The organism is Verrucosispora sp. NA02020, assembly GCF_013364215.1.
In the GTDB taxonomy this organism is placed as follows: domain Bacteria; phylum Actinomycetota; class Actinomycetes; order Mycobacteriales; family Micromonosporaceae; genus Micromonospora.
Genome location: NZ_CP054923.1, coordinates 4,039,936 through 4,062,523, shown reverse-complemented (window position 1 = coordinate 4,062,523; position 22,588 = coordinate 4,039,936). Strand labels below are relative to the sequence as shown.

23 protein-coding genes and 1 pseudogene are annotated in these 22,588 nt (G+C 72.9%); 7 read left to right on the top strand and 17 right to left on the bottom strand.

The window, feature by feature from the left end; all coding sequences use genetic code 11:
• Positions 1-81: 81 nt before the first annotated feature.
• The gene (locus HUT12_RS17560; RefSeq protein WP_254876864.1) at positions 82-1,011 is read right to left on the bottom strand and encodes an ion transporter; all 930 of its coding nucleotides are present in this window, start codon (positions 1,009-1,011) and stop codon (positions 82-84) included.
• A gap of 211 nt (positions 1,012-1,222) precedes the next feature.
• Complete coding sequence (locus HUT12_RS17555) at positions 1,223-1,591, bottom strand: nuclear transport factor 2 family protein (protein ID WP_176094067.1); 369 nt, start codon at positions 1,589-1,591, stop codon at positions 1,223-1,225.
• Positions 1,592-1,721: 130 nt separating this feature from the next.
• On the opposite strand from HUT12_RS17555, the gene HUT12_RS17550 reads away from it, so the two are divergent.
• Positions 1,722-2,543 carry a helix-turn-helix domain-containing protein gene (locus HUT12_RS17550; RefSeq protein WP_176094066.1) on the top strand — a complete coding sequence of 274 codons (822 nt, stop codon included), beginning with the start codon at positions 1,722-1,724 and terminating at the stop codon, positions 2,541-2,543.
• Here HUT12_RS17550 and HUT12_RS17545 read toward each other — a convergent pair.
• The 3 genes from HUT12_RS17545 to HUT12_RS17535 form a co-directional block, all read right to left on the bottom strand.
• Positions 2,521-3,201, bottom strand: coding sequence for a M15 family metallopeptidase (locus tag HUT12_RS17545; RefSeq protein ID WP_254876863.1), 681 nt, complete (start codon positions 3,199-3,201; stop codon positions 2,521-2,523). The genes HUT12_RS17550 and HUT12_RS17545 overlap by 23 nt on opposite strands.
• Before the next feature lie 190 nt (positions 3,202-3,391).
• Entirely contained in the window at positions 3,392-4,570 is a 1,179-nt protein-coding gene (locus HUT12_RS17540; RefSeq protein ID WP_176095833.1) for a D-alanyl-D-alanine carboxypeptidase family protein, read from the bottom strand.
• Positions 4,571-4,714: 144 nt separating this feature from the next.
• Complete coding sequence (locus HUT12_RS17535) at positions 4,715-6,001, bottom strand: D-alanyl-D-alanine carboxypeptidase family protein (RefSeq protein WP_176094065.1); 1,287 nt, start codon at positions 5,999-6,001, stop codon at positions 4,715-4,717.
• Between the two features lie 314 nt (positions 6,002-6,315).
• Here HUT12_RS17535 and HUT12_RS17530 point away from each other — a divergent pair, with 314 nt between their 5' ends.
• Positions 6,316-7,557, top strand: a complete 1,242-nt coding sequence (locus HUT12_RS17530) for a hypothetical protein (protein WP_254876862.1) — start codon at positions 6,316-6,318, stop codon at positions 7,555-7,557.
• A gap of 159 nt (positions 7,558-7,716) precedes the next feature.
• A complete protein-coding gene (locus HUT12_RS17525; RefSeq protein WP_131054941.1) occupies positions 7,717-8,448 on the top strand; it encodes a class I SAM-dependent methyltransferase in 732 nt (243 codons plus the stop codon).
• 17 nt (positions 8,449-8,465) lie between these two features.
• On the opposite strand, the gene HUT12_RS17520 is transcribed toward HUT12_RS17525, so the two are convergent.
• On the bottom strand, positions 8,466-9,194 hold the full coding sequence (locus HUT12_RS17520; RefSeq protein ID WP_131054942.1) for a MerR family DNA-binding transcriptional regulator: 729 nt from the start codon (positions 9,192-9,194) through the stop codon (positions 8,466-8,468).
• A gap of 180 nt (positions 9,195-9,374) precedes the next feature.
• Between HUT12_RS17520 and HUT12_RS17515 the strand changes: the two genes are divergently transcribed.
• Positions 9,375-11,648 carry an excinuclease ABC subunit UvrA gene (locus tag HUT12_RS17515; RefSeq protein ID WP_131054943.1) on the top strand — a complete coding sequence of 758 codons (2,274 nt, stop codon included), beginning with the start codon at positions 9,375-9,377 and terminating at the stop codon, positions 11,646-11,648.
• Positions 11,649-11,725: 77 nt separating this feature from the next.
• Here HUT12_RS17515 and HUT12_RS17510 read toward each other — a convergent pair whose 3' ends face one another.
• Positions 11,726-12,148 carry a protein-tyrosine phosphatase family protein gene (locus HUT12_RS17510; RefSeq protein ID WP_131054944.1) on the bottom strand — a complete coding sequence of 141 codons (423 nt, stop codon included), beginning with the start codon at positions 12,146-12,148 and terminating at the stop codon, positions 11,726-11,728.
• A 377-nt stretch (positions 12,149-12,525) separates the two neighbouring features.
• Positions 12,526-13,302: pseudogene (locus HUT12_RS17505) on the bottom strand (DedA family protein); the annotation flags it as partial.
• A gap of 137 nt (positions 13,303-13,439) precedes the next feature.
• Here HUT12_RS17505 and HUT12_RS17500 point away from each other — a divergent pair.
• Complete coding sequence (locus tag HUT12_RS17500; RefSeq protein ID WP_176094064.1) at positions 13,440-14,147, top strand: carbon-nitrogen hydrolase family protein; 708 nt, start codon at positions 13,440-13,442, stop codon at positions 14,145-14,147.
• A 6-nt stretch (positions 14,148-14,153) separates the two neighbouring features.
• On the opposite strand, the gene HUT12_RS17495 is transcribed toward HUT12_RS17500, so the two are convergent.
• From HUT12_RS17495 to HUT12_RS17475, 5 genes are all read right to left on the bottom strand, one after another.
• Positions 14,154-15,686, bottom strand: coding sequence for a serine/threonine-protein kinase (locus HUT12_RS17495; RefSeq protein ID WP_176094063.1), 1,533 nt, complete (start codon positions 15,684-15,686; stop codon positions 14,154-14,156).
• A gap of 112 nt (positions 15,687-15,798) precedes the next feature.
• On the bottom strand, positions 15,799-16,005 hold the full coding sequence (locus HUT12_RS17490; RefSeq protein WP_176094062.1) for a hypothetical protein: 207 nt from the start codon (positions 16,003-16,005) through the stop codon (positions 15,799-15,801).
• A 3-nt stretch (positions 16,006-16,008) separates the two neighbouring features.
• Positions 16,009-17,064: a LacI family DNA-binding transcriptional regulator gene (locus HUT12_RS17485; RefSeq protein WP_131055946.1), complete on the bottom strand. Its 1,056-nt coding sequence runs from the start codon at positions 17,062-17,064 to the stop codon at positions 16,009-16,011.
• A 98-nt stretch (positions 17,065-17,162) separates the two neighbouring features.
• The gene (locus HUT12_RS17480) at positions 17,163-18,050 is read right to left on the bottom strand and encodes a helix-turn-helix transcriptional regulator (protein WP_176094061.1); all 888 of its coding nucleotides are present in this window, start codon (positions 18,048-18,050) and stop codon (positions 17,163-17,165) included.
• A 134-nt stretch (positions 18,051-18,184) separates the two neighbouring features.
• Entirely contained in the window at positions 18,185-18,424 is a 240-nt protein-coding gene (locus tag HUT12_RS17475) for a DUF397 domain-containing protein (RefSeq protein ID WP_131055942.1), read from the bottom strand.
• Between the two features lie 254 nt (positions 18,425-18,678).
• Here HUT12_RS17475 and HUT12_RS17470 point away from each other — a divergent pair, with 254 nt between their 5' ends.
• Together HUT12_RS17470 and HUT12_RS17465 are read left to right on the top strand one after the other, a co-directional pair.
• Positions 18,679-19,326: a GGDEF domain-containing protein gene (locus tag HUT12_RS17470; RefSeq protein ID WP_176094060.1), complete on the top strand. Its 648-nt coding sequence runs from the start codon at positions 18,679-18,681 to the stop codon at positions 19,324-19,326.
• Positions 19,327-19,409: 83 nt separating this feature from the next.
• Positions 19,410-20,054: a flavodoxin family protein gene (locus HUT12_RS17465; protein ID WP_176094059.1), complete on the top strand. Its 645-nt coding sequence runs from the start codon at positions 19,410-19,412 to the stop codon at positions 20,052-20,054.
• 15 nt (positions 20,055-20,069) lie between these two features.
• Here the strand turns inward: HUT12_RS17465 and HUT12_RS17460 are convergent, their stop codons facing one another.
• The 4 genes from HUT12_RS17460 to HUT12_RS17445 all read right to left on the bottom strand — a co-directional run bounded on the left by HUT12_RS17460 (position 20,070) and on the right by HUT12_RS17445 (position 22,561).
• On the bottom strand, positions 20,070-20,552 hold the full coding sequence (locus tag HUT12_RS17460; RefSeq protein ID WP_131055938.1) for a type II toxin-antitoxin system PemK/MazF family toxin: 483 nt from the start codon (positions 20,550-20,552) through the stop codon (positions 20,070-20,072).
• 129 nt (positions 20,553-20,681) lie between these two features.
• Complete coding sequence (locus tag HUT12_RS17455; protein WP_131055936.1) at positions 20,682-21,065, bottom strand: DUF2267 domain-containing protein; 384 nt, start codon at positions 21,063-21,065, stop codon at positions 20,682-20,684.
• Positions 21,066-21,209: 144 nt separating this feature from the next.
• Complete coding sequence (locus HUT12_RS17450) at positions 21,210-21,815, bottom strand: hypothetical protein (protein ID WP_176094058.1); 606 nt, start codon at positions 21,813-21,815, stop codon at positions 21,210-21,212.
• Positions 21,812-22,561, bottom strand: a complete 750-nt coding sequence (locus HUT12_RS17445; RefSeq protein ID WP_176094057.1) for a response regulator transcription factor — start codon at positions 22,559-22,561, stop codon at positions 21,812-21,814. The genes HUT12_RS17450 and HUT12_RS17445 overlap by 4 nt, the downstream gene beginning before the upstream one ends.
• Positions 22,562-22,588: the final 27 nt, after the last annotated feature.

The window sequence follows — 22,588 nt, the reverse complement described above, 5'->3', positions numbered from 1 at the left end:
GAGTTCACGTGCGGTTCACAACCCGACCCACGCGCGAAACCTGCGGCCCACCAGGAGATCCGATCACACCTTAACGGACGTTCAGTCTCGTCCCGCACGTCGGAGTCGCCCGTCATCGCGGTCGATACGAAGTTCTCGTTCCAGCTCGACGATGAGGGTGCGCAGGTCGTCCAGCCGTTGGCTGATCGCGATCCGGTCCAACTCGTCGGGCACCCCGTCACCGTCCTGGTCGTAGCCGGGGGCGAGCCCCTCGGTCATCTCCAACCGCCGGGCCTCCTCCATCGAGTTGACGAAGACCGCGATGAGGATGTTGAGCAGCAGGTTGACGGTGATCACCACGAAGCTCACGTAGTAGAGCACGGTCCACGGCGAGAACTCCATGCCCTGCTCGATCAGGTCCGGCAGCGTCTCCAGGGAGAGCAAGACGAACAGTGTCAACAACGACCGCCCGATGTCCCCGTATTCCTCCGGGTAGGCGTCCTTGAAGATCAACCATCCGGCCATGCCGTACACATAGAGCGTCACCATCGCCAGCGCGAGGAACCCCCCGATACCGGGCAGGCTGCGCCACAACGCCGCGACGATCATGCGCAGGCCGGGCGAGAACCGCACCAGCCGCACCATCCGCAACACGCGGACGACCCGCAACAGCGCCGAGTCGCCATGCAGGCCCGGGACGAAGATCGCCGCGATCACCAGGAAGTCGAAGACGTTCCAGCCGTGCCGGAAGAAGTCCTGCGGGCGGCGACCGTAGGCCAGCAGCCGGATGGCGATCTCGACCACGAAGACCGTCCGGAAGAACCACTCGACGCCGTGCAGCGCGGTGCCCGCCGTGCCGAGATCGGGATAGGTCTCCAGACCGAGCACCACCCCGTTGGCGAGGATCACCGCGACGATGGTGACCTCGAACGACCGCGAGGCGGCGATCTCGTGGCAGGCGCGGGCGAGCCGGGACTCGGGCGGCAGCTCCACCGGCCCACCCCGCTGGACCGGCACACGCGTGACAATCACCCGACAACCGACCCCGACGGGAGGTCTGGGACCGGCGCGTCCGGCCACCGTGCGTCACGATGACATCGACGTACAGCAGTCATGGCCCACAGCGTACGGGACGCCGTGGGCCAGACTGCCCGGCCTCCGCGGAGCGCGATGTCGCACCGGCGTGCCCCCACCGGTGCGACATCCCCCGTCCACTCCGGACCGGCCGTCGCCGGTCCGGGGGCTACGCCACCGGGACCCGGTCCAGGAACCCCAGCACCTGGGTCAGTCGGCCGTCGTCGTCGACGGTCGCCACGTCGAATCCGGCGATCGGCGCCTCGACACCCTCAGGGCCGAGTTCCCAGGTGAAGCGGACCTGCTGGTGGTGGCCGTCGACCGGACCCACCGCACGGAACGTCATCCCGGGGAACCGGTCCTGCACCGCCGCGATCGTCGCGTCGACGGCGTCGCGCCCCTCCGCGACCACCAGCGGGTCGACGTAACGCCCCTCGGCGGCGAACAGGTCGTCGATCTCCCGGCGTCGCCGCGCCGGGTCGGTCTCGTTCCAGATCGCCAGGTACCGCTCGACCAGCTCGTCGAACTCGACAGCCATCCCCGTCTCCTCGTCGCCACATACGGCCCGGCTCTCGGTGCCGGGACCGATGTTTCCCGGCCGCCGTGCATGGTGTCGATTACCTCGTGGGTAATGGTTCGGGCGACCAGCCCTCACTAGGGTCGGCGGGGTGACCACTGTGACCTCGCCGAGCCGTCCGGTCGGCACGCTGCTGCGCGACTGGCGGCGGGTACGCGGGCTGAGCCAGCTCGACCTGTCGATCGAGGCGGGCGTCTCGACCCGGCACCTGAGCTTCGTGGAGACCGGCCGCTCCCGGCCGAGCCGGGAGTTGCTCATGCGGCTCGGCGAACAACTCGACCTGCCGCTGGCCGCCCGCAACGTGATGCTGCTGGCCGGCGGGTACGCGCCCGCCTTCCCCGCGCACGACCTGGCCGACCCGGAGTTGGCCCCGGTCCGCACCGCCGTCCGCCGGATCCTCGACGGGCACCACCCGTACCCGGCCGTGCTCGTCGACCGGCACTGGCACCTCCTCGAGGCCAACCCCACGATCGACCTGTTCACCGCCGACGCCCATCCCGACCTGCTCACCCCGCCGGTCAACGTGTTGCGGCTCAGCCTGCACCCCGACGGCATGGCACCGCGCATCCTCAACCTCGCGCAGTGGCGCGCCCATCTGCTCCGGCGACTGCGTCACCAGGCCCAGACGACCAGCGACCCGGTGCTGACCGCGCTGCACGACGAGCTGCGCGGCTACCCCGGCGGCGAGGGACCCGCCGAGCCGGTCGGTGACCTCGCCGCACGGGTCGCCGTCCCGCTGCGTTTCCGGCACGACGACAGCGAACTCTCCTTCTTCAGCACCACCACGCTCTTCGGCACGCCGCTGGACGTGACGGTCTCCGGGCTGGCCGTGGAGGCGTTCTTCCCCGCCGACCCGGCCACCGCCGAGGCGCTGCGCGACCTCGCCCCGCTCAGTCCGCCGACGAGCGCGTGACCGGCAGGTCGAAGTAGGTGTCCGGCCAGGGCTCGTCGCGGTAGCGGAAGTGCCACCACTCCCGGTCGTAACCGACGAAACCGCCGTCGGTCATCAGGTCCCGCAACAACCGCCGGTTCGCCTGTGCGGTGGCGCCGACCGCCGTCGAGTCGGTGTGCGACAGCGGGTCGAAGCAGTCGAAGCCGGTCCCCATGTCCACGCTGCCGTCGGTGGAAAGCCGGCCGTACGGGTCGGTGCAGGCGGCCGGGGGCCGACCCGGGACGGGCCCGGACCGCTCGGGCGGCGGCTCCTCGACCAGCGTGAGGTCGACCGTGCTGCCCCGGCTGTGCGACGTGGGGGCACCGAGGTAGCCCCGGTCGAACAGCGCGGACTTGGCCACCCGGGGATAGAACTCCGCCTTGGTCTCCTGCCGCCCCGGGTCGGCGCCCCAGGCCACGAAGTCGTCCACGGCACGCTGCGGGCGGTAGCAGTCGTACACCTTGAGGCGGTGACCGGTGGCCAGGGCGGCGTCCTGCACCCGGCGCAACGCCCGCGCGGCCGCCGCGGTGAGCAGGCAGAGCGGCTCCTGGTAGCCGTCGACCGGGCGACCGACGAAGTTGTGCGCGGTGGCGTAGCGGATGTCGGTGAGGATGCGTCCGTCCAGGTCAGACAGGACCACCAGGCCCGGCCGCGCCGGTGCCGACGCCGGCGGTGGCGTGCGGGACGGCTCGGGCGTCGGCGCGTTCCGCCCGCACCCGCCCAGCCCCGCGACCAGTCCCACCACGGCCGTCGGGACGACCGCCCACCGACCGAGCCGGCACCGGGCCGGACCGGTCGCCCGGTGTGTTGTCGACGCGGACCGGGCGGGTTCAGCGGGCCGGGCGGCCACGGTGGGCGGCACGGCGGCGATGCCGGGTGACGAGCGCGCCGGCCAGCAGCGTCACGCCGACGGCGAGCACGACCAGCGAGGCCCACCGCAGCGGGGCGCCGAGCGTCCGCGGTGCGGGCTCCGCTGCGGCCCCGCCGGGCAGCGCCTGCGGCGGCACCGAGGCCGACGGTACGGCGGACGTGGCGGTGCCCGGACTCACCAGCACCCCGACCGAGGTGTCCCGGGGCAGCGCGAACCCCCAGTCGAGCAGCGCGGCACCCTGCTCCCAGCCCCGCTTGTCGACGACGTCCGCGCCGAGCAGGGTGACCACCAGTCGACGCCCGCCCCGCTCGGCCGCGCCCACGTAGGTGTGCCGGGCCAGGTCGGTGTAGCCGGTCTTGCCGCCCAGCGCACCCGGATAGTGGTAGAGCAACTGGTTGTCGTTGTCGATGGCGAAGCCCTTCGTGCCCTGCGCCGGCTGGGGCGGGATGTTCGCCTCCCGGGTGGCCGCGTACCGCCGGAACTGTTCGTCGGCGAAGCAGGCGCGGGCGATCAGCGCCAGGTCGTACGCGCTGGTGAACTGCCCCGGACCGTCCAGCCCGGACGGGGTCACTGCGTGCGTCTGGTACGCGCCGAGTGCCCGGGCCCGCTCGTTCATCGCGCGCAGCCCGCCCGCCATGCCGTCCGGCCCACCACCGGCCCGCGCCAGCGCGTTCGCCACCTCGTTGCCGGACCGCAGCAGCAGACCGAGCCAGAGCGTCTCCACCCGGTACCGGCCGCCCTCCACCAGCCCCACGGCCGAACTGCCGGGTTCGATGTCGAGGTCCCCGGCGGTGATGGTGACCATGTCGTACGGGTCGAGTCGGGGCAGCATGGTCGCGGCCAGTAGCAGCTTCTGCACGCTGGCCGGGGTGGCGTACTCGTGCGGGCCACAGCCGCCCAGCACCGCACCGGTGTCCAGGTCGGCCACCAGCCACGAGGTGGCGGCCACCTCGGGCGGCCGGGGCACCGTCGTCGGCACGACCAGTCCCTGGGTGGCCAGCCGCGCGCCGCCCACCGCCCGCTGCACCGGGTCCGGTGACGGCGTGACCGGCTGCGACGGCCCGGGAGCCGGCGGTGCCGGACGTGGACACGGCACGGGTGCCGCCACCGCCACGGTCGCCGGCAGCGGTGTGGTCATGAGCGCCGTCGCCACCGCGACGACCAGGGCTCGGACTCTCACATCCAGCGACACTATCGGGTGATTACCGACTGGTCCGGCAAATCGACCATCGCACACGCGGTCGGCGCGTCCGCCGGCCGGCGGGTGGTGCGGATCGTCGGGTCAGTCGCGGGTGCGACCGGAGGCGCGGATCCGGCGGGCGGCGACCACCGCCAGGGCGATCACGGCCGCGCCGACCGCCAGCGCCACGACCGTGCCCGCGCCCGGGCGGTCGTCGACGGTGGCCGAGGTCGTGGTGCTCACCGGCGGCGCCTCGGCCGGCGCGGGCAGGGCCGGCGGAGGCGGTACGGGCGTTCGTGCGGCGTCCCACTCCCCCGGCTCCACCAGCCGACCCACGCCGGCCTCCCGGGGCAGCCGGAAACCCCAGTCGAGTAGGGCGGCACCCTGCTCCCAGCCGCGCTGCGGTCGGGGCTCGGCACCGAGCAGCGTGACCACCAACCGGCGACCGTCGCGCTCGGCGGCGCCGACGTAGGTGTGCCGTGCGTAGTCGGTGAAGCCGGTCTTGCCGCCCAGCGCACCCGGATAGCGGTGCACGAGCTGGTTCTCGTTCTGGATCTGGAAACCCCTGGCGCCCAGCCCCCGCTGGGCCGGGATCCGGGTGCGTTCGGTGAGCGCGTACCGGCGGAACGTCGGGTCGGCGAAGCAGGCCCGGGCGATCAGCGCCAGGTCGTACGCGCTGGTGAACTGCCCCGGACCGTCCAACCCGGACGGCGTGACCGCGTGGGTCTGCAACGCGCCGAGGTGCCGGGCGTACTCGTTCATCGCCCGCACCCCGCCCGCCGCACCGTCCGGGCCACCGCCGAGGCGGGCCAGCGCGTTGGCCGCCTCGTTGCCGGACTGCAACAGCAGGCCCAACCAGAGCGTCTCCACCCGGTACCGGCCACCGGGCAGCAGCCCGACCGCCGAGGAGCCGGGCGCGATCTCCAGGTCCTCCGGGGTCACCCTGATCACCTGCTGCGGATCGAGCCGGGGCAGCATGGTCGCGGCCAGTAGCAGCTTCTGCACGCTGGCCGGGGTGGCGTACTCGTGCGGGCCACAGCCACCCAGCACGGTGCCGGTGTCCAGATCGGCCACCAGCCACGAGGTCGCGGTCACCCTCGGCGGGGCCGGTACGCCCGGCGGCACGACGAGTCCCGAGGTCGCCAGCGGCTCCCCGCCGACCACCCGGTGCTCCGGGTCCGACGGTGGCGGGGTCGGCCGGGGCGAGCGGGTCACCTTCGGCGCGACGGCCTTCGGGCAGGGCACCGCAGCAGTCGGCGTGGCGGCCGGCGCAGCAGGCGGCGGCGACACGGCGGCGACACGGTCGGTGATCGCAGCCGCACCGGCAGTCGCGGGGATCGCCACGATCGCGAGGACGACGACGGCGACGGAGAAGGCCCGGACGCTCATGAAGACGCAGACTAACGGCACGATCGGCGGCCGCACCCGATCGGTCGGACCGCCGACTCGACGCGATGGTGCCGATCTTCCACACGCACCGGTTGAACCGATCCCGCGCGCCCCCCGTATCCACAGCCGAACACACCACAACGTTCGGACCTGCGGCGGGAGCGCTCCCGAAGCGCGTCCGACGGTCACCCCGGGACAGGCTCCGGCATGCGGAACGGCCGCCGCTGTCGAGGCTCCCGGGCTTCCCACGGCGCTTCAGCCGGCGGCCGCCGACGCGGTCGGCCCGCCCGGCGGTCATTCATGAGGAGAGAATCATGGTCAGGCGTACCCAGAAGCAGCGGAAGCAAGCCGCCCTGAAAGTCGGCGGCGTCGGCATCCTCGCGGTCGCGCTGCTCGGCGCGGGCTTGACGCTGGCCTCCGCCGACGACAGCGCCGGGGCGGCGCAGACGGCGAACTGCCCGACGGTCCGGGACAAGCTCTCCGGCGTACCCGCCGCCGCCGTCGCCGGCGTCGAGCAGGAACTGGCCAACCTCGACAAGCAGATCGAGGAGGCCAACGCCCGCCTCGCCGCCCAGGCCGCCAACCCCCAGGGCGGCGCCAACTTCGTTCAGCTCGCCATCCTCGGCCCACTGGCCAGCAAGCGCACCGCCGCCCTCGACCGCATCGGCATCAACATCAACCGGGCCGGTGGCCAGCGCCCCGACCTGGCCAGCCTCGCGAACTGCGGACTGAACGCCGCAGGCACCCCCAGCGCCGTCAACGGCGGCGCGGGCAACGGCAACATCGGTGCCGGGAACGCGAACAACGGCGGCAACACCGGCAATGCCGGAGCCGGAGCGGCGCAGACGGCGAACTGCCCGACCGTCCGGGACAAGCTCTCCGGCGTACCCGCCGCCGCCGCCGCCGGCGTCGAGCAGGAACTGGCCAACCTCGACAAGCAGATCGAGGAGGCCAACGCCCGCCTCGCCGCCCAGGCCGCCAACCCCCAGGGCGGCGCCAACTTCGTTCAGCTCGCCATCCTCGGCCCACTGGCCAGCAAGCGCACCGCCGCCCTCGACCGCATCGGCATCAACATCAACCGGGCCGGTGGCCAGCGCCCGAACCTCGCCAGCCTCGCCACCTGCGGACTGAACACCCCGGGTACCCCCAGCGCGGTCAACGGCAACAGCGGCAACGCGGGTAACGGGAACGCCGGGAACAACGGCAACGCCGGTAACGGCAACGCGGGCAACAACGGCAACGCCGGGGCCGGCGTGGCGCAGCGGGTGAACTGCCCGAGTGTCGCCGACCGCCTGCCGGCCGTACCCGCTCAGGCCGCCGCCGAGGTGCAGCGCGAGCTGGCCAACCTGGACAACCAGATCGCGGACGCCAACGCCCGTCTCGCCCAGCTCGCGGTACGCCCGGAGGGTGGAGCGAACTTCGTGCAGAACACGGTCGTCGGCCCGCTGAAGGACCGGCGTGTCGCCGCCCTGAACCGGATCGCCACCGCGATCGGCCGGGTCGACGGCAACCGGCCCGCCGAGCTGGTCAACCTGGCACCCTGCTCGGTCAGCTGACCTGACGGAACACCACGGATGGTGGGCGATGGCTGCAGCCATCGCCCACCATCTCTTTTTGCGGCATCTCTCACAACTGGTTGACCCCTCAGTCACCAAGCGACTACAAAACGTTACAGAGCGGGGCCGGAGCCGCCGGCCGCGGTCGGAGGGGTGACCGTGGGTCTGATCTCGTACGACGACGCCGAGGCGGCCGCGTTCGCCGCCACCCGCGAGCTGGCACCCGCCGGCCTGACCCACTGGCGACACGCCGTCCGGGAGCACCTGCGACCACACCCCGGGTCGACGCTGCTGGACCTCGGCGCCGGTACGGGAGCCTGGGCCACCACCTTCGCCGGCTGGTACGGCGTACGCGTGCTGGCGGTGGAGCCGGCCCCGGCGATGCGTGACCGGTGCCCGCACCGGCCGATGCTCGCCGGTGAGGCGACCGCGCTCCCGCTGGCCGCATCCAGTGTGGATGGTGCCTGGCTCTCGACGATGCTGCACCACGTACCCGATCTCGACGCCGTGGCCCGGCAGTTGCGCCGGGTGCTGCGTCCGGGCGCTCCGGTGCTGATCCGCTCCCCCTTCCCGGGACGGCACCAGCTCGTCGCCCTCTTCGAGTGGTTCCCGGAGGCGATCCGGGTGCTCGACCAGTTCCCCAGCCTGTCCCGGGTGCGCTCCGCGTTCGCCGCGGCGGGGTTCCCGGTGAGCAGCGTCGAGCCGGTCGCCCAGACCGTGGCCACCTCGCTGGCCGAGTACGCCGACCGGATCGACCGCCGCGCGCACACCCCCCTGCACCTGATCACCGAATCCGAGTTCCGGGCCGGCATGGCCCGGCTACGCCAGGCGGTCCGGGGCAGTGCCCCGGCACCGGTGGTCGACCACCTCGACCTGCTGGTGCTGCGCTGATCCGACCGGAGCGCGGATCAGCACAGGCCGAGGTGCCGCAGGTAGTCGTGCAGCGCGGCGGAGCCGGCCAACCGACGCAGGCTGCGTCGGTGCAGGTCCTGTTCCCGCCGGGCGAGTTCCGCGCGGACCCGCAGCGGGCTGCCGGTGCTCCTCAGCTCGTCCAGCACCGCCGTGATGATCTCGAACGGGTAGGCACCCCGGCGCAGCAGCGCCACCACCTGGGCCGCGCGCAGCTCGGCCTCGTCGTAGCGCCGGTAGCCGGTGCCCGGCTCGCGGCCCGGCCGGAGCAGACCACGCGCCTCCCAGGCCCGTAGCTGCGAGGTGCGGACACCCACCAGGTCGGCGACCGCGCCGACCCGGGCGGCCCGACGGGGCACCGGGACCGGCGGGGCGGAGGCGCTCACCACCGTCTCGAAGGCGCCGAGCACCCGACGGATCTCGGCACGTTCCCGGTCCAGTTCGGCGTGCCCGGCGTCCAGCGCGGCCAGCACCGTCGGCAGGTCACCCACGTGCGCCGCCGCCATGATCTGGCGGGTACGCGCCCAGCCGTGCCCGTCCGCGACCGTCCGCGCCACGGTCAGCGCCCGCTGGTGCGCCGCAGTGAAGATTCGGTAGCCGCTCGGTGTGCGCTCCACCGGCGGCAGCACCCCGAGATCGACGTAGTTGCGCACCTGCTGCACGGAGATGCCGACCGCTGCGGCGAGGTCGACCGCGCGCAGTCGCCCGGTCGTCCGTCGTCCCGCCACCGGTTCACCCTAGCGCCTCATGGTTGTTTGAGACTTTGCGGCACCTTTCGCCGCTCGTAGGCGCTCACCGTCGACGAAAGTCTCCACGGGCAGGTCCATGAGACACTTGAACCTGGCCAGGCCATCCCAGCTCCTTCTTTCCGGGGCGGGAGTCCGTCCACGATCTCGCGAAGGGTTCGCATGCAGCAGCCAGCACGGTCCGCCGCCGACAGTCACGACGTGATCGAGGTACGCGGAGCACGGGAGAACAACCTCGACTCCGTCTCGGTCGACATCCCGAAGCGTCGCCTGACCGTCTTCACCGGCGTCTCCGGATCCGGTAAGTCGTCGCTGGTCTTCGGCACCATCGCCGCCGAGTCGCAACGAATGATCAACGAGACCTACAGCGCGTTCCTCCAGTCGTTCATGCCCAACCTCTCCCGGCCGGACGTGGACTCGCTGCGCAACCTCACCCCGGCGATCGTGGTCGACCAGGAGCGGATGGGCGCCAACTCCCGCTCCACCGTCGGCACCGCCACCGACGCGTACGCGATGCTGCGCATCGTGTTCAGCCGGCTCGGCACCCCGCAGGTCGGTGGCGCCGGAGCGTTCAGCTTCAACCTCGCCGAGGGCATGTGCCCCGCCTGTGAGGGCCTGGGCCGCGTCTCCGACCTCGACGTCAACGAACTCGTGGACGTGGAGAAGTCCCTCAACGACGGCGCGGTCACCGTGCCGAACTTCGCGGTCGACACCTGGTACTGGCAGACCATCGTCGGCTCCGGTCTCTTCGACCCGGACGTCAAGCTCCAGGACTTCACCCCGCAGCAGTGGGAGGACCTGCTCCGCAAACCGGCCACGAAGATCAAGGTGGGCGGCACGAACCTCACGTACGAGGGTCTGATCGTCAAGGTGCGCCGGCTCTACCTGGCCAAGGACCGGGAGTCGATGCAGCCGCACATCCGCGCCTTCGTCGACCGGGCGGTCACCTTCACCACCTGTACCGACTGCGACGGCACCCGGCTCAACGCCGCCGCGCTCTCCTCCCGCATCGCCGGACGCAACATCGCCGAGTGCGCCGCCATGCAGATCAGCGACCTCGCCGCGTTCGTCCGGGGCATCGAGGACTCCTCGGTCGCCCCGTTGACCGGGAACCTGCGGGAACTGCTGGACTCGCTGGTCGAGATCGGTCTGGGCTACCTCAGCCTCGACCGCGAGTCGGCCACCCTCTCCGGCGGTGAGGCGCAACGGGTCAAGATGGTCCGGCACCTCGGGTCCAGCCTCTCCGACATCACGTACGTCTTCGACGAACCCACCGTCGGCCTGCACCCGCACGACATCGCCCGGATGAACGACCTGCTGCTGCGACTCCGGAACAAGGGCAACACGGTCCTCGTCGTCGAGCACAAGCCGGAGACCATCGCGATCGCCGACCACGTGATCGACCTCGGTCCCGGGGCGGGCACCGGCGGCGGCCGGATCTGCTACACCGGCGACGTGGCCGGGCTGCGCCGCTCCGACACCCGCACCGGCCGGCACCTCGACCACCGGGTACGCCTGCGCGAACAGGTCCGTACCCCCAGCGGACAGCTGGCCATCCGCCACGCCGACCTGCACAACCTGCGCGACGTCAGCGTGGACGTCCCGCTCGGCGTGCTGACCGTCGTGACCGGGGTGGCCGGCTCGGGCAAGAGTTCCCTGGTGCACGGCTCGCTGCACCGCCGCGACGGGGTGGTCGTGGTCGACCAGGCACCGATCCGGGGCTCTCGGCGCAGCAACCCGGCCACGTACACCGGCCTACTCGACCCGGTCCGCACCGCGTTCGCCAAGGCCAACGGGGTGAAGGCGGCGCTGTTCAGTGCCAACTCCGAGGGCGCCTGCCCGACCTGCAAGGGCATCGGGCTGGTCTACACCGACCTGGCGATGATGGCCGGCGTCGCCTCGGTCTGCGAACGGTGCGAGGGTCGGCGCTTCACCGACGAGGTGCTGACCTACCGGCTGCGCGGTCGCACCATCAGCGAGGTGCTCGGCATGTCGGTCAGCGAGGCGCAGGACTTCTTCCCCGGCGGTGCCGCCCGGGTGGTCCTGGACCGGCTCGCCGACGTGGGGCTGAGCTACCTCACCCTGGGCCAGCCGCTGACCACCCTCTCCGGCGGCGAACGGCAGCGGCTCAAGCTGGCCATCCACATGGCCGAGAAGGCCGGCACGTACGTGTTGGACGAGCCGACCACGGGCCTGCACCTGGCCGACGTGGACCAGTTGCTGGCGCTGCTCGACCGGCTGGTGGACGCCGGCAACACGGTCATCGTCATCGAGCACCACCAGGCGGTGATGGCGCACGCGGACTGGCTGATCGACCTGGGGCCGGGCGCCGGTCACGACGGCGGACGGGTCGTGTTCACCGGCACCCCCGCCGACCTGGTCGCACACGGCGACACCCTCACCGCCCGGCACCTGCGCGAGTACGTGGCCCGCTGACGGACGTGCCCCGCCCGGCACCGTCGCATCGCGCGGGTGCCGGGCGGGGCACCCCGATCAGGGTCGTCGGCGGGGTGTCAGGTCAGGCGACGCAGCCAGCGACGTTGCCAGGGAGTCTCGACCGCGCGGGGCCGGTAGGCCGCCCGGACCCAGTCCACCGCCTGCTCGGCGGGCAACCCGTCGAGGATCGCCAACGCGGCCAACGCGGTGCCGGTCCGACCCGTACCACCCCGGCAGGCCACCTCCACCCGCTCGCCCGCGTATCCCCGGCGCAACGCCTCCCGCAGGGCCTCCAGGGCGTCGGCGCGGTCCACCGGTATCCAGAAGTCGGGCCAGCGCACCCGGCGGTGCGCCCATGCGGGCGTCGGGCCGGGAGCCAGCAGCAGGCTGAAGTCGGCCGGGGTGGCCGGGTCGGCGATGCGTCGCCCCCGCACCCGTACGCCGCCGGGCAGCGTGACCACCCCGGTCTGCGCGGCCCAGTCCTGCGGCTCGGCGCTCACCACCGGTGTCCCGACTGGTCCGGACGCCCCTGGTCCGGCACGGGCCGGTCGTCAGCCCAGGTGCGCTGGTCGGTCCCGGGCCGGTCGTCTGCCCACCCGGGGTGCTGGTCCGCCATGGGCCGATTATCTCCCCAGGCGTGGTGCTGGTCCATCACCGGCTGGTTCTCGGCCCACCCACGCTGCTCTGCCACCGGCCGGTCCCCCCAGACACTGTGCTGGTCCGCCGCAGGCCGGTTGTCGGCCCACCCACGCTGGTCCGCCACCGGCCGGTTCTCCGCCCAACCCGGCTGGTCGGCCACGGCCGGGTTGTCGGCCCACCCACGCTGGTCCGCCACGGGCCCGTCGTCCGGCCGGACGCGCTGGTCGGTCACGGGCCGGTCGTCAGCCCAGGCGCTGCGGTAGATGGTGCCCCGTCCCTCCGGGTCGGGGGTCCCGGTCGGCGCGGTCTCGGCCACCGCGGACGCGGTGTCGTTGGCGCGGAGCCCGCCGGTCCGCCGGGAGCGCCGCAACCGGGTGACCACGAACCACACCAGCCCGGCGAGGCAGGCCACGATGACCACTTTCTGGAGGATGCCGGCGTACCCCTCGACCAGGTGCCAGTTGTCGCCGAGCAGGTAACCGGCCATCACGAACGTGGTGTTCCAGATCAGGCTGCCGAGCGTGGTGTAGAGCGTGAAGGTGAGCAGCGGCATCCGTTCCACGCCCGCCGGAATGGAGATCATGCTGCGGAAGATCGGGATCATGCGGCCGAAGAAGACGGCCTTGACGCCGTGCCGGAGGAACCACTCCTCGGTCCGGTCGACGTCGCTGAGCTTGACCAGCGGCAGCTTGGCCGCGATCGCCCGGGTCCGCTCCCGCCCCAGCGCCGCACCGATCCAGTAGAGCGCCAGGGCACCGACCACCGAGCCGAGCGTGGTCCAGAAGATCGCCGCGACCAGGCTCATCCGGCCCTGTGCGGCGGCGAAGCCGGCGAGCGGCAGGATCACTTCGCTGGGGATGGGCGGGAAGAGGTTCTCCAACGCCACGGCCAGCCCCGCCCCCGGGGCACCGAGTCGCTCCATCAGATCGGTGACCAGGCCGACCAGGCCGTCCTCGGGTGGTGCGGACTGGCCGACGACGTCGGCGGCAGACGGAGCATGCGGGGCATGAATCATGGCCCACACGCTACGAACTCACGCGGGGAATCGCACAATCACCCGTCGATCCAGGACCGAGCGACCTCGGAGAGCGATCGGCACCAGGGCCGCCTCGTCCCCCACGCCCTGTCACCGGTCGCTCTAAGCTACTCGGCATGAGTGGCATTCCCGCGCGCAGCCCGCTGCGGATCGCCGCCGCCCAGCCGCCGTGCGTGGCCTACGACGTCGAGGCGAACGTGTCGGCACACGCCGCGCTGGTCCGGGCCGCGGCCTCCCGGGTGGTGGTCTTCCCCGAACTCTCGCTGACCGGGTACGAACTGGACGCGCCGGCGCTCGACCCGACCGACCCGCGGCTGACACCGCTCGTCGAGGCGTGCACCCAGACGGGGACGCTGGCGCTGGCCGGCGCGCCGGTGGCCGGTGAGCACATCGCCACCCTCGCGGTGGACCACACCGGCGCGCGTGTGGCGTACCGGAAGATGTCGCTCGGCACGGTGGAGGCCCGGCGGTTCGCGCCCGGCCCGGAGCCGGTCGTGCTGACCGTCGACGGCTGGCGGCTGGGCCTGGCGATCTGCAAGGACACCGGCGTGCCGGAACACGCCGCCCGGACCTGCGCCCTCGGCGTCGACGTCTACGTCGCGTCGGTCGTCGACCACGCTGCCGACACGGCGGTCCAGGACGAGCGGGCGCTACGGATCTCCACCACGCACCGGGTGGTGGTCGCGACGGCGAGCTTCGCCGGCTCGACCGGCGGTGGCTTTGTGGAGACCGCCGGGCGCTCGGCGATCTGGGCGTCCGACGGCGCGGTGCTGGCCCGCGCGGGCACGACGCCGGGCGAGTTCGCCCGGGTCACGCTCACCTGAGGCCGGTCAGTCGTCGTCCTCGTCGTCGAGTGAGTCCTCGACCTGGTCGAGCAGCCGCTCCAGGCGGTCGGCGAAGTCGGCCGGGACGCGGCCGCGTTCCACCTCGTCGTCGAGGCGGTCACGCACCTTCTCGATACGCTTCTCGCGGTCCTTGGGCTTACCGGTGGCGAGTTCGGCCAGGTCCTTGCGCAGCCGGTCGGCGACCTTGCGGTCGATGTCGCCGGTGAACTGCCCCTCGACGAGCAGCGCGATGAGTTCGCCCGCGGTCTGCCGCAGATTGACCGGCTCGGGTCGGCTGGTCGACGGCGTGGGGCTGGGTCGTGGGGCGGCAGACGTCGGCGGGGGCGCGGAGGTCGGCGGCGGCGCGGCCGGAGCGGTGCTGGGCGTTGCCGCCGGCACTCCGTCGCCGCCGCCACTCAGGGCGACCGCCGTACCGACGCCGACCACCAGGGCCAGACCGGTCGCGACCACCGCCCCGACCGGGCGTCGGGGACGCCGTGGGCGGCCGGGAAGGCCCCGGACGGGACTGTCCGGCGTGGACCGGGCGCCGGAGGGCGGTCGGGCCGTCGCCGACCAGGTGCCGGTCCGGTCGACGAGCGTCGACGGGTGTGCGTCGGCCGCCGTGCGGGCCCCGGTGGACGGGTCCACCGGGGCGGTGGCCGTGACGATCGGCAGCACGGTCGTGGCCGACGAGGGCGCACCGCTCGCGCCGGCGGCGAACCGCGCCGCCAGTTGGCCCGCCGTGGGGCGGCGCCCCGGATCGGGATCGAGGCAGGCCAGCATCAGGTCGGCCAGCTCGGCCGGCAGGCCGGGTACGCGCGGCGGCGGCACCGGACGGCGGTTGGCGTGCACCACCAGGGCGTCCTCCCAGCTGTGCACGGGCAGCGGGGGTTCACCGGTGACGGTGCGGTAGAGCAGCGCGCCGAGGGCGTACACGTCGCTGGCCGGGTCCGGGGCCCCGGACCCGAAGCGTTCCGGCGCGGTGTACGCGGGCGTACCCATCATGGGCTCGCCGGTCGGGCCGGGACCGGGGTGCGGTGGCCCGGCCGGCGCGGCGATGCCGAAGTCGAGCACCTTGGCGCCGGTCTCGGTGAGCATCACGTTGCCCGGCTTGATGTCGCGGTGCACCACGCCGATGCGGTGCGCGGCGGCCAGGGCGGCGGCCACCTGCGCGGCCGTGCGCAGCGCCGACGGCCAGGGCAGCGGGCCGTCGGCGAGCCGGTCGGCGAGGTTCTGCCCGTCGACGAGTTCCATGACCAGGAACGGCACCACCGTGCCACCGGCGAGGGCGGCCTCGCCGTAGTCGTAGACCTGGGTGACGTGCGGGTGGGTCAGGCGTGCCGCGGCGCGGGCCTCACGCCGGAGGACGGCCCGCAGGTCCGGGTCGACGGCGAACGAGCCGGCGAGGACCTTCACGGCGACGGGACGGCCGAGGATCTCGTCGTCGGCCCACCAGACCTCGGACATCCCGCCCAGGCCGATCCGGTCGCGCAGCACGTAGCGGTCGTGCAACCGCAGGCTGGAGGTGAAGGCTGACATCGGTCCCAGTCTGCCTGGTGCACCGCCCCGCACACCACCCGAGCGGCCTGGTCGGCAACGGTCCGGGGATCGCGGACCCGCCTCGCCGCTCCCGCCCCGTCGCCGGCCGCTTCTACCGGACGCAGTTCGTCGGACTGGGCAACGCGGGCGGTTGGATCTGGTCGGCGAGCCGGCGCAGCGCCGTGGCGGCGCGGCGACGACCGGCGGCGAAACGCGCGGTGCGGGGCGGATCGGGACGGATCGGCGCGTCCGGCCGGGCGGAGTTGACGTGGCGGGTGACCGCGTCGATGGCGAACACGAAGCCGGTCGGCTGTTCCATGGTTCAGCTCCTCGGGGCAGGTCCGGAACTGGTCCGGACGACCAGCGTGGTGGGCAGCAGGATCTGACGCGCACGGGCGTCCCCGGGCGGGTCGAGGAGCAGTTCGGCGGCGGTGCGGCCCTTCTGCTCGGCGGGTTGGCGCACCGTGGTCAGGCCGGCCGTGGCGGCCTCGGCGATGTCGTCGAAGCCGGTGACGGAGACCTGTCGCCCCCGCCCGCCCTGCTCGCGCAGCGCGTCGAGCGCGCCGAGGGCGAGCACGTCGGAGGCGGCCAGCACCGCAGTGGGTGGTTCGGCCAGGGCGGCCAGCGCGCGGGCGGCGGTGGCCCCGGCGTCCCGGGTGTTGTCCTGGGCGGTGAGCACAGTCAGGTCGGTCCAGGGCACGTCGGCGGTCGCGAAGGCGTCGGCGAAGCCGGCGAGTCGGTCGCGGGTGGTGGGGTGCGGCACGTCGGCCACGTCGGCGACGCGTAGCAGACCGGTGTCGGCGCGCGGCAGGACGTCGTGGCCGAGCAGCGCGACCCGTCGGTGGCCGAGGTCGACCAGGTGTGCGGCGACCGAGCGAGCGGCGGCCCGCTCGTCGATGCCGACCCACCGGTCGTCCGCGCGGGGCCGCGACGAGGTGGTGACGAAGGGAAGTCCGCGACCACGGATGGTGTCGAGAATGCCTTCCTCGCCTCCGGCGCAGTAGACGCAGAACCCGTCGGCGGCGGCGTTCTCCACCGCCCGCCGGGCACCGGCCGGGTCCGGCGGCAACGGCACCAGCAACAGGCTGCTGTCATGACGTTCGGCCGCCTCGGCGACGCCGGTGACGAACCGGACCGCGAAGGGATCGGTGAACGCGTACGACAGCCGCGAGGTGAACAGCACGCCGATGGCGCCGACGAAGCCCCGGCGCAACGATCGTGCGGTCGGGTCGGGCCCGGGATAGCCCATCTGCCGGGCGGCTTCCAGGATGCGTGCCCGCAACTCGGTGGAGAGCTGGTCGGGACGGCTGTAGGCGTTGGAGACGGTGCTGCGCGAGACACCGACCGCCTCGGCGACGGCCCGCAGGGTCGGTTTCATGCGCCACCCCGTTCTGGATCGATTCAGTAACTGGATCGATCCAGAGATTAGCCAGCAGTTCGTCAGGTGTCAATCCACGCCGCCCCGGCGCGGATCGGTCAGCTGGGGTCGAGGTCGGCGATCATCCGTTCCAGGATCTCCGCCGTACGCTCCGGCGGCTCGGCCTCGACGCAGAGCCGCTCCATCGCCACCGCGTAGAAATCGAGGTCCTCGCGCTTGTCCAGATAGATCGCGCTGGTCAACTGCTCGATGTAGACGATGTCCGGCAGGTCCTGGTCGCCGAAGCGCAGGATGGTGAACGCGCCACCGGCGGCGGCGTGCCCACCGGCGGCGAACGGGATGACCTGCACCCGGACGTTCGGCGTCCGGGTGGCCTTGAGCAGGGCCTCCAACTGGCCCCGCATCACCTGCGGGCCACCGATCGGACGGCGCAGCGCCGCCTCGTCGACCACCGCCCAGAGCCGGGGCGGCTTGGCCCGGTGCAGCACCTCCTGCCGACGCATCCGCAGGTCCACCCGGCGGTCGATCTCCGCCGGCGAGGCCTGGCCGTGCCCGAGCAGCACCACGGCGCGGGCGTACTCGCGCGTCTGCAACAGGCCCGGCACGAACTGCACCTCGTAGCTGCGGATCAGCGCCGCCGCCGCCTCCAGGCCCAGGTACGACTGGAACCACGACGGCAGCACGTCGCCGTAGCGGTGCCACCAGCCCGGGTTGTTGGCGCCCCGGGCCAGCTTGAGCAGCGCGCCGCGCTCCTGTTCGGCGGTGACGCCGTAGAGCGTGAGCAGGTCGGCGACGTCGCGTTCCTTGAACCCGACCCGACCCAGCTCCATCCGACTGATCTTCGATTCGGAGGAGCGGATCTCCCAGCCGGCCTTCTCCCGGGTGACCCCGCGCGACTCACGCAACCGCCGCAGTTGGGCACCCAGCAGCATCCGCAGCACGGTGGGGCCCGCCGCCGGACCCTCCTCCGCGGAAACCATGGTCACCTGCCGCCCTCCGCACGCCTTCGTCGTCGATCGAACCGACGGACCGGTCCGACCGACGTGTAAGCATGCCATGAACCATCAGTGAGATGAACCTCCGTCCCGCGCGCGGCGAATCCCAGCCGTGGGATGGACGGTCAGTCGATCAGATGGTCGAAATCCCCGTCCCGGGCGCCGAGCACGAACGCGGCGATCTCGTCCACGGTGTAGATCAGCGCCGGCCCCTCCGGGTGGCGGGAGTTGCGCATGGCGATCCCCGCCCCCTCGGGCAGTTCCGCCAGCTCGACGCAGTTTCCACTGGGATTGCTGCGCTGGCTCTTCTGCCAGACGAGGGGAGGCAACTGGGCGACGGGAACGCCGTTCGGGGGCTGCTGCATGGTGGCGTCGGTTCTCTCCGGTAGGCGCCGGTGCCGTGGGAGGAGCGGTAGCGGCAAAAGGGATGGAGTCAACTCATCTGCACGTGCATCTGCTATTGCATCTGCATTGGACAGCGAGCATGATAGCGCAAGTGAGCGGTGCCCATCCGCTCACTTTCTGTCACGCGATCTCGGCCGCCACCAGGGGAAACGAGGTGTCTGGCACACACCCGTCGGCCGGACGCGGGACGTGCTCGCGGCGAAGGGAGAGGTGCGTGCCGGATCCGCTCACTGTCGCGTCCGGTATCTGCGCCGTCGGTGCCCTGCTCTCCTCCTGGCAACTCGGACGTCGGGCCGTACGCGCCGAGACGGAGATCGGCCGCCTCCAGGCAGAGCTGACCGCCGAGCGGCACGCCGCCAGCCACGATCCGCTGACCGGCCTACCGAACCGGCGTGCCTTCTACCGCCTCGCCGCCACACTGCTCACCGACAGCGCGGGTCGCCCGCTGGTCGCCGTGGTGCTGGACGTGGACGACTTCAAGCAGATCAACGACCGGTACGGACACGCCGCCGGTGACCACGTGCTGATCAGCGTCGCCGAGCGGCTGGCCACCTTCGCCGGGGACAACCTGGTCGCCCGGCTCGGCGGGGACGAGTTCGCCGGGCTGCTGGCCACCCCCACGGTGGACCGCCGCTGGATCGACCACGCCACCCGACGGCTCTGCGACATGCTCGCCGCACCGATCCCCCTGGGCGCCGTCACCCTCCGGGTGACCGCCTCGGTCGGCCTCGCACCGGTGCAGGGCGCGCAGCTCAACGAGGCCCTCGACCGGGCCGACGCGGCGATGTACGAGGCCAAGGGCATCGGCGCCGGCCGGGCCCGCCGGGAACTGCGCGACAGCCCCCACCTCGCCGAGTGCTGACCTCCGTCCCGGAATCGGGGCGTGACCGTGCCGAAGGCGGGTAACGGACCGGAATCAGCGGAACGACGGCCGGAGGGACGATCGTGGCGAACATCCGGGCCCTGGTGCTCAACTGCACCCTCAAACGCTCACCGGCGCACACCAGTTCCGAGGCGCTCGGGCGCGAGGTCCTCGACGCCCTCGCCGAACAGGACGTCGAGGGCGACCTGGTCCGCGTCGTCGACCACGACGTCCGGTTCGGTGTCTCCACCGACGAGGGCGACGGCGACGGCTGGCCGGACATCCGGGCGAAGCTGCTCGCCGCGCAGATCCTGGTGATCGCCACGCCGATCTGGCTGGGGCAGCCGTCCAGCGTGTGCAAGATGGTGCTGGAACGGCTGGACGCCGAACTCGCCGAGACCGACGAGCAGGGCCGATTACTCACCTACGGCAAGGTCGGCGCGGTGGCCGTGGTCGGCAACGAGGACGGCGCACACCACACCATCGGCCAGGTGCAACAGGCGCTCAACGAGGTCGGCTTCACCTGCCCGGCGGCCGGGGCGACGTACTGGGTCGGCGAGGCGCTGCACAAGACCGACTACCTCGACGTACGCCCGAAGCCCGACACCACCGGCCGGACGACCTCGGCGCTGGCACTCAACAGCGCCCACCTCGCGCGACTGCTCGCCGAGCAGCCGTACCCGCCGCCGGACACCCGGCACGCGGCCACCGGCCCCGAATCGGGCTGAGCGCCGGCGGGAAGGTCACTGCCAGCCGTACCCGGCGCGCAACGCCTGGCCGACCCGGTCGAACCGGGCCCGGTCCAGCACGGCGCCCTCCCGGCGGATGCCGTCCTCCCGCATGGTCAGCACCCGGTCCAGCCGTACCCAGCTGGGCCGCTTCTCCCGGTCCCACTCGCCGGGCCCGAGCGCCAGCCAGTGCCGTTCGCCGTCACGGTCGCTGCGGCTGGACAGCATCAGCGCGAACAGCGTCCGGCTGTGCCGTCCGACCACCAGCACCGGGCGGTCCTTGCCCTGCCGGGGATCGTCCTCGTAGGAAACCCAGGTCCAGACGATCTCGCCCGGATCGGCCTGACCGTCCGGCTCCGGGGCGTACGACAGCACGCGGCGTTGCAACGCGGTGACCTGACGCGGTCGCGCGGTCTTCGCCGGGGTCGGCCCGCTACGCCGGGGACCCGGGATCACCGCGCCGACACGGGCCGCCATACTCCTCAACAGACCTGCCACGGCGGCAGCCTATCCGCTGCCCCCGACCGCCCCACGGGCAGGGAGACACCACCGGGCCGCGAAACGGTCCGCCCGGCCGGGCGTGCCGGGTGGCGGCAGGTCCTCCCCCGCCCCGAGGCCGGTGCCGCGTCAGGGCAGGCGTCCGCCCGGCCCGTCGAACGGACCACCCGGCGAGGTCCGCAGGCGCGCCACCAGTTGCCGGAACTCGTCCACGGTGACCGTCTCGCGCAGCGTGGCGAAGACCGCCTCCGCCCCGGCCGAGGCCGTCGGGGCGTCCACGCCGGCCCGCTGGGCCACCCGGCGCAGGAACTCCGCCGGCCGGGTCGGACCGGATCCGGCGGGCAGTTCGCCGGTCAGCTCGTCCGGCAGGTACCCGGTCGGGTCGGCGGTCGTCGCCGCGCCCGCCATCCGCTCGACGACGGTGTCCAGCACCGCACGGGCCACGGCGGCGGCCTGCTCGGACGGCAGACCCGACCGGCGCGACACCGCGGCGACGAATAGGGGAAACCGCACGGCGCCCTCCTGTCGTCGGCGCCGCGCCGATTACCCCCGGCACCCCCCGACAAACCGCCCTGGGCGGGTAAGCAGGGGTCCCCTGCTAACGCCTGGTGTATAGCAGGGGACCCCTGCTTACCCGCGGCGCGCGCCCGACGGAGTTCAGCTTGCGGGGTGTGCCGGGCCCGGTGCGGTCGCGGGCACGGGTTGTTCCGGGAAGCCGCTCTCCGGTGTCCGGGGCGAGCGGGCCTCGCGCCAGCAGGCCGCCCGCCGCGCGTCCACGGTGTAGCAGAGTTCCCGTGGCGCCTCCGGCCGCCCGTCCACCCGGGCGAACGGAAGTCCCCGACCCGCGTAGTCGTAGTGCGCCTTCAACAGCCGGGTCAGTCCCGCCATCGCCCCGACGATCTTCTTGCGCGGACGGCCGGTGGCCTGGGCCAGGTCCCGCACGGTGAACAGCCGGTCGGGGGCGGCGGCGAGCGCGTCGAGCACCGCGGCCACCGTCCGGTGGGTGGCGCTGCGTCCCCGGCTGAGCCGACGCAGGTCCTCGACCGTCCAGTCGGCGACGGGCGGGCCCGGCGGCGAGTCGATGCGGGTACGCGGCGGACCCGAGCGCTGGCCGGCGTCGAGCTCGGCCAGCAGGCGCGCGACGTGCGGCACGTACGCCAGCGGCACCGCCACCAGGACCATCCCGTCCGGTGCCGTACCCGTCGGCGGGGCCGGCGCCCACCCGGTCGTCGGCGGGTACGGCGGCGGTGCGGGGGCGGTCACGAGGTCGGACGGATGGCCGGGGCCGCGGCGGGCACGAACCGGTAGCCCAGGCCGCGTACGGTCACGATCACCGGAGGTCGGTCGCCGTCGAGGGCGAGACGCCGACGCAGTCGCTTGATGTGCACGGTCAGCGTGTTGGAGCTGTCGTCGGGAAGCCCGCCCCACACGGCGGTGAGCAACTGCTCGCGGGTGACCGTACGCTCGGCGTGGCTCATGAAGAAGTAGAGCAGCTTGAACTCCTTCAACGGCAGGGCGATCGCCCGACCGTCCAGGCTCACCTCGAACGTCGCCGGGTCCACCTGCAGGCCACCGAGTTCGATCGGCGGGTCGAGCGCGCCGGAGGTGTCCGGGCGGATGGCCCGCAGGATCGGCAGGACCTCCTCGGCCCGGTACGGACGCCGGACACCGGCGGTGGCACCCGCCTTGAGCGCGGCCACGGCCACGCCCCCGTCGTCGTCGCCCACCCCGACCACGGTCGGGATACCGGCCCGACCGGCCAGCAGCCGTACCAGGTCTGCGCTGCTCATGGTGGCCAGTCCGGCGGCGACCACGGCCGCGTCCGGTTGCAGGGCGCCGGTGGCCAGCAGCGCCTCCGCGGCATGCGGGAAGTGGTGCCCGCGTACCCGGTGGTCGGCCAACTGCGCGACCAGCGCGGCGCCGACGCTCTCGTCGTCGTCCACCACGAGCAGCACGAATCGCCCGTCGGCTCGGTGGTCACCCCTGGTGGCCTCGACGAGGATGTTCATCGCACACCGGCTCCGGTTCAGGTTCGG

What these genes read in the sequence shown, in the direction of transcription:
- HUT12_RS17555 (WP_176094067.1), bottom strand. Translation starts at nt 1,591, where the DNA reads ATGGCTGTCGAGTTCGACGAGCTGGTCGAGCGGTACCTGGCGATCTGG.
- HUT12_RS17535 (WP_176094065.1), bottom strand. Translation starts at nt 6,001, where the DNA reads ATGAGCGTCCGGGCCTTCTCCGTCGCCGTCGTCGTCCTCGCGATCGTG.
- HUT12_RS17475 (WP_131055942.1), bottom strand. Translation starts at nt 18,424, where the DNA reads ATGCAGCAGCCCCCGAACGGCGTTCCCGTCGCCCAGTTGCCTCCCCTC.
- HUT12_RS17445 (WP_176094057.1), bottom strand. Translation starts at nt 22,561, where the DNA reads ATGAACATCCTCGTCGAGGCCACCAGGGGTGACCACCGAGCCGACGGG.
- HUT12_RS17530 (WP_254876862.1), top strand. Translation starts at nt 6,316, where the DNA reads ATGGTCAGGCGTACCCAGAAGCAGCGGAAGCAAGCCGCCCTGAAAGTC.
- HUT12_RS17490 (WP_176094062.1), bottom strand. Translation starts at nt 16,005, where the DNA reads ATGGAACAGCCGACCGGCTTCGTGTTCGCCATCGACGCGGTCACCCGC.
- HUT12_RS17540 (WP_176095833.1), bottom strand. Translation starts at nt 4,570, where the DNA reads ATGACCACACCGCTGCCGGCGACCGTGGCGGTGGCGGCACCCGTGCCG.
- HUT12_RS17495 (WP_176094063.1), bottom strand. Translation starts at nt 15,686, where the DNA reads ATGTCAGCCTTCACCTCCAGCCTGCGGTTGCACGACCGCTACGTGCTG.
- HUT12_RS17515 (WP_131054943.1), top strand. Translation starts at nt 9,375, where the DNA reads ATGCAGCAGCCAGCACGGTCCGCCGCCGACAGTCACGACGTGATCGAG.
- HUT12_RS17485 (WP_131055946.1), bottom strand. Translation starts at nt 17,064, where the DNA reads ATGAAACCGACCCTGCGGGCCGTCGCCGAGGCGGTCGGTGTCTCGCGC.
- HUT12_RS17500 (WP_176094064.1), top strand. Translation starts at nt 13,440, where the DNA reads ATGAGTGGCATTCCCGCGCGCAGCCCGCTGCGGATCGCCGCCGCCCAG.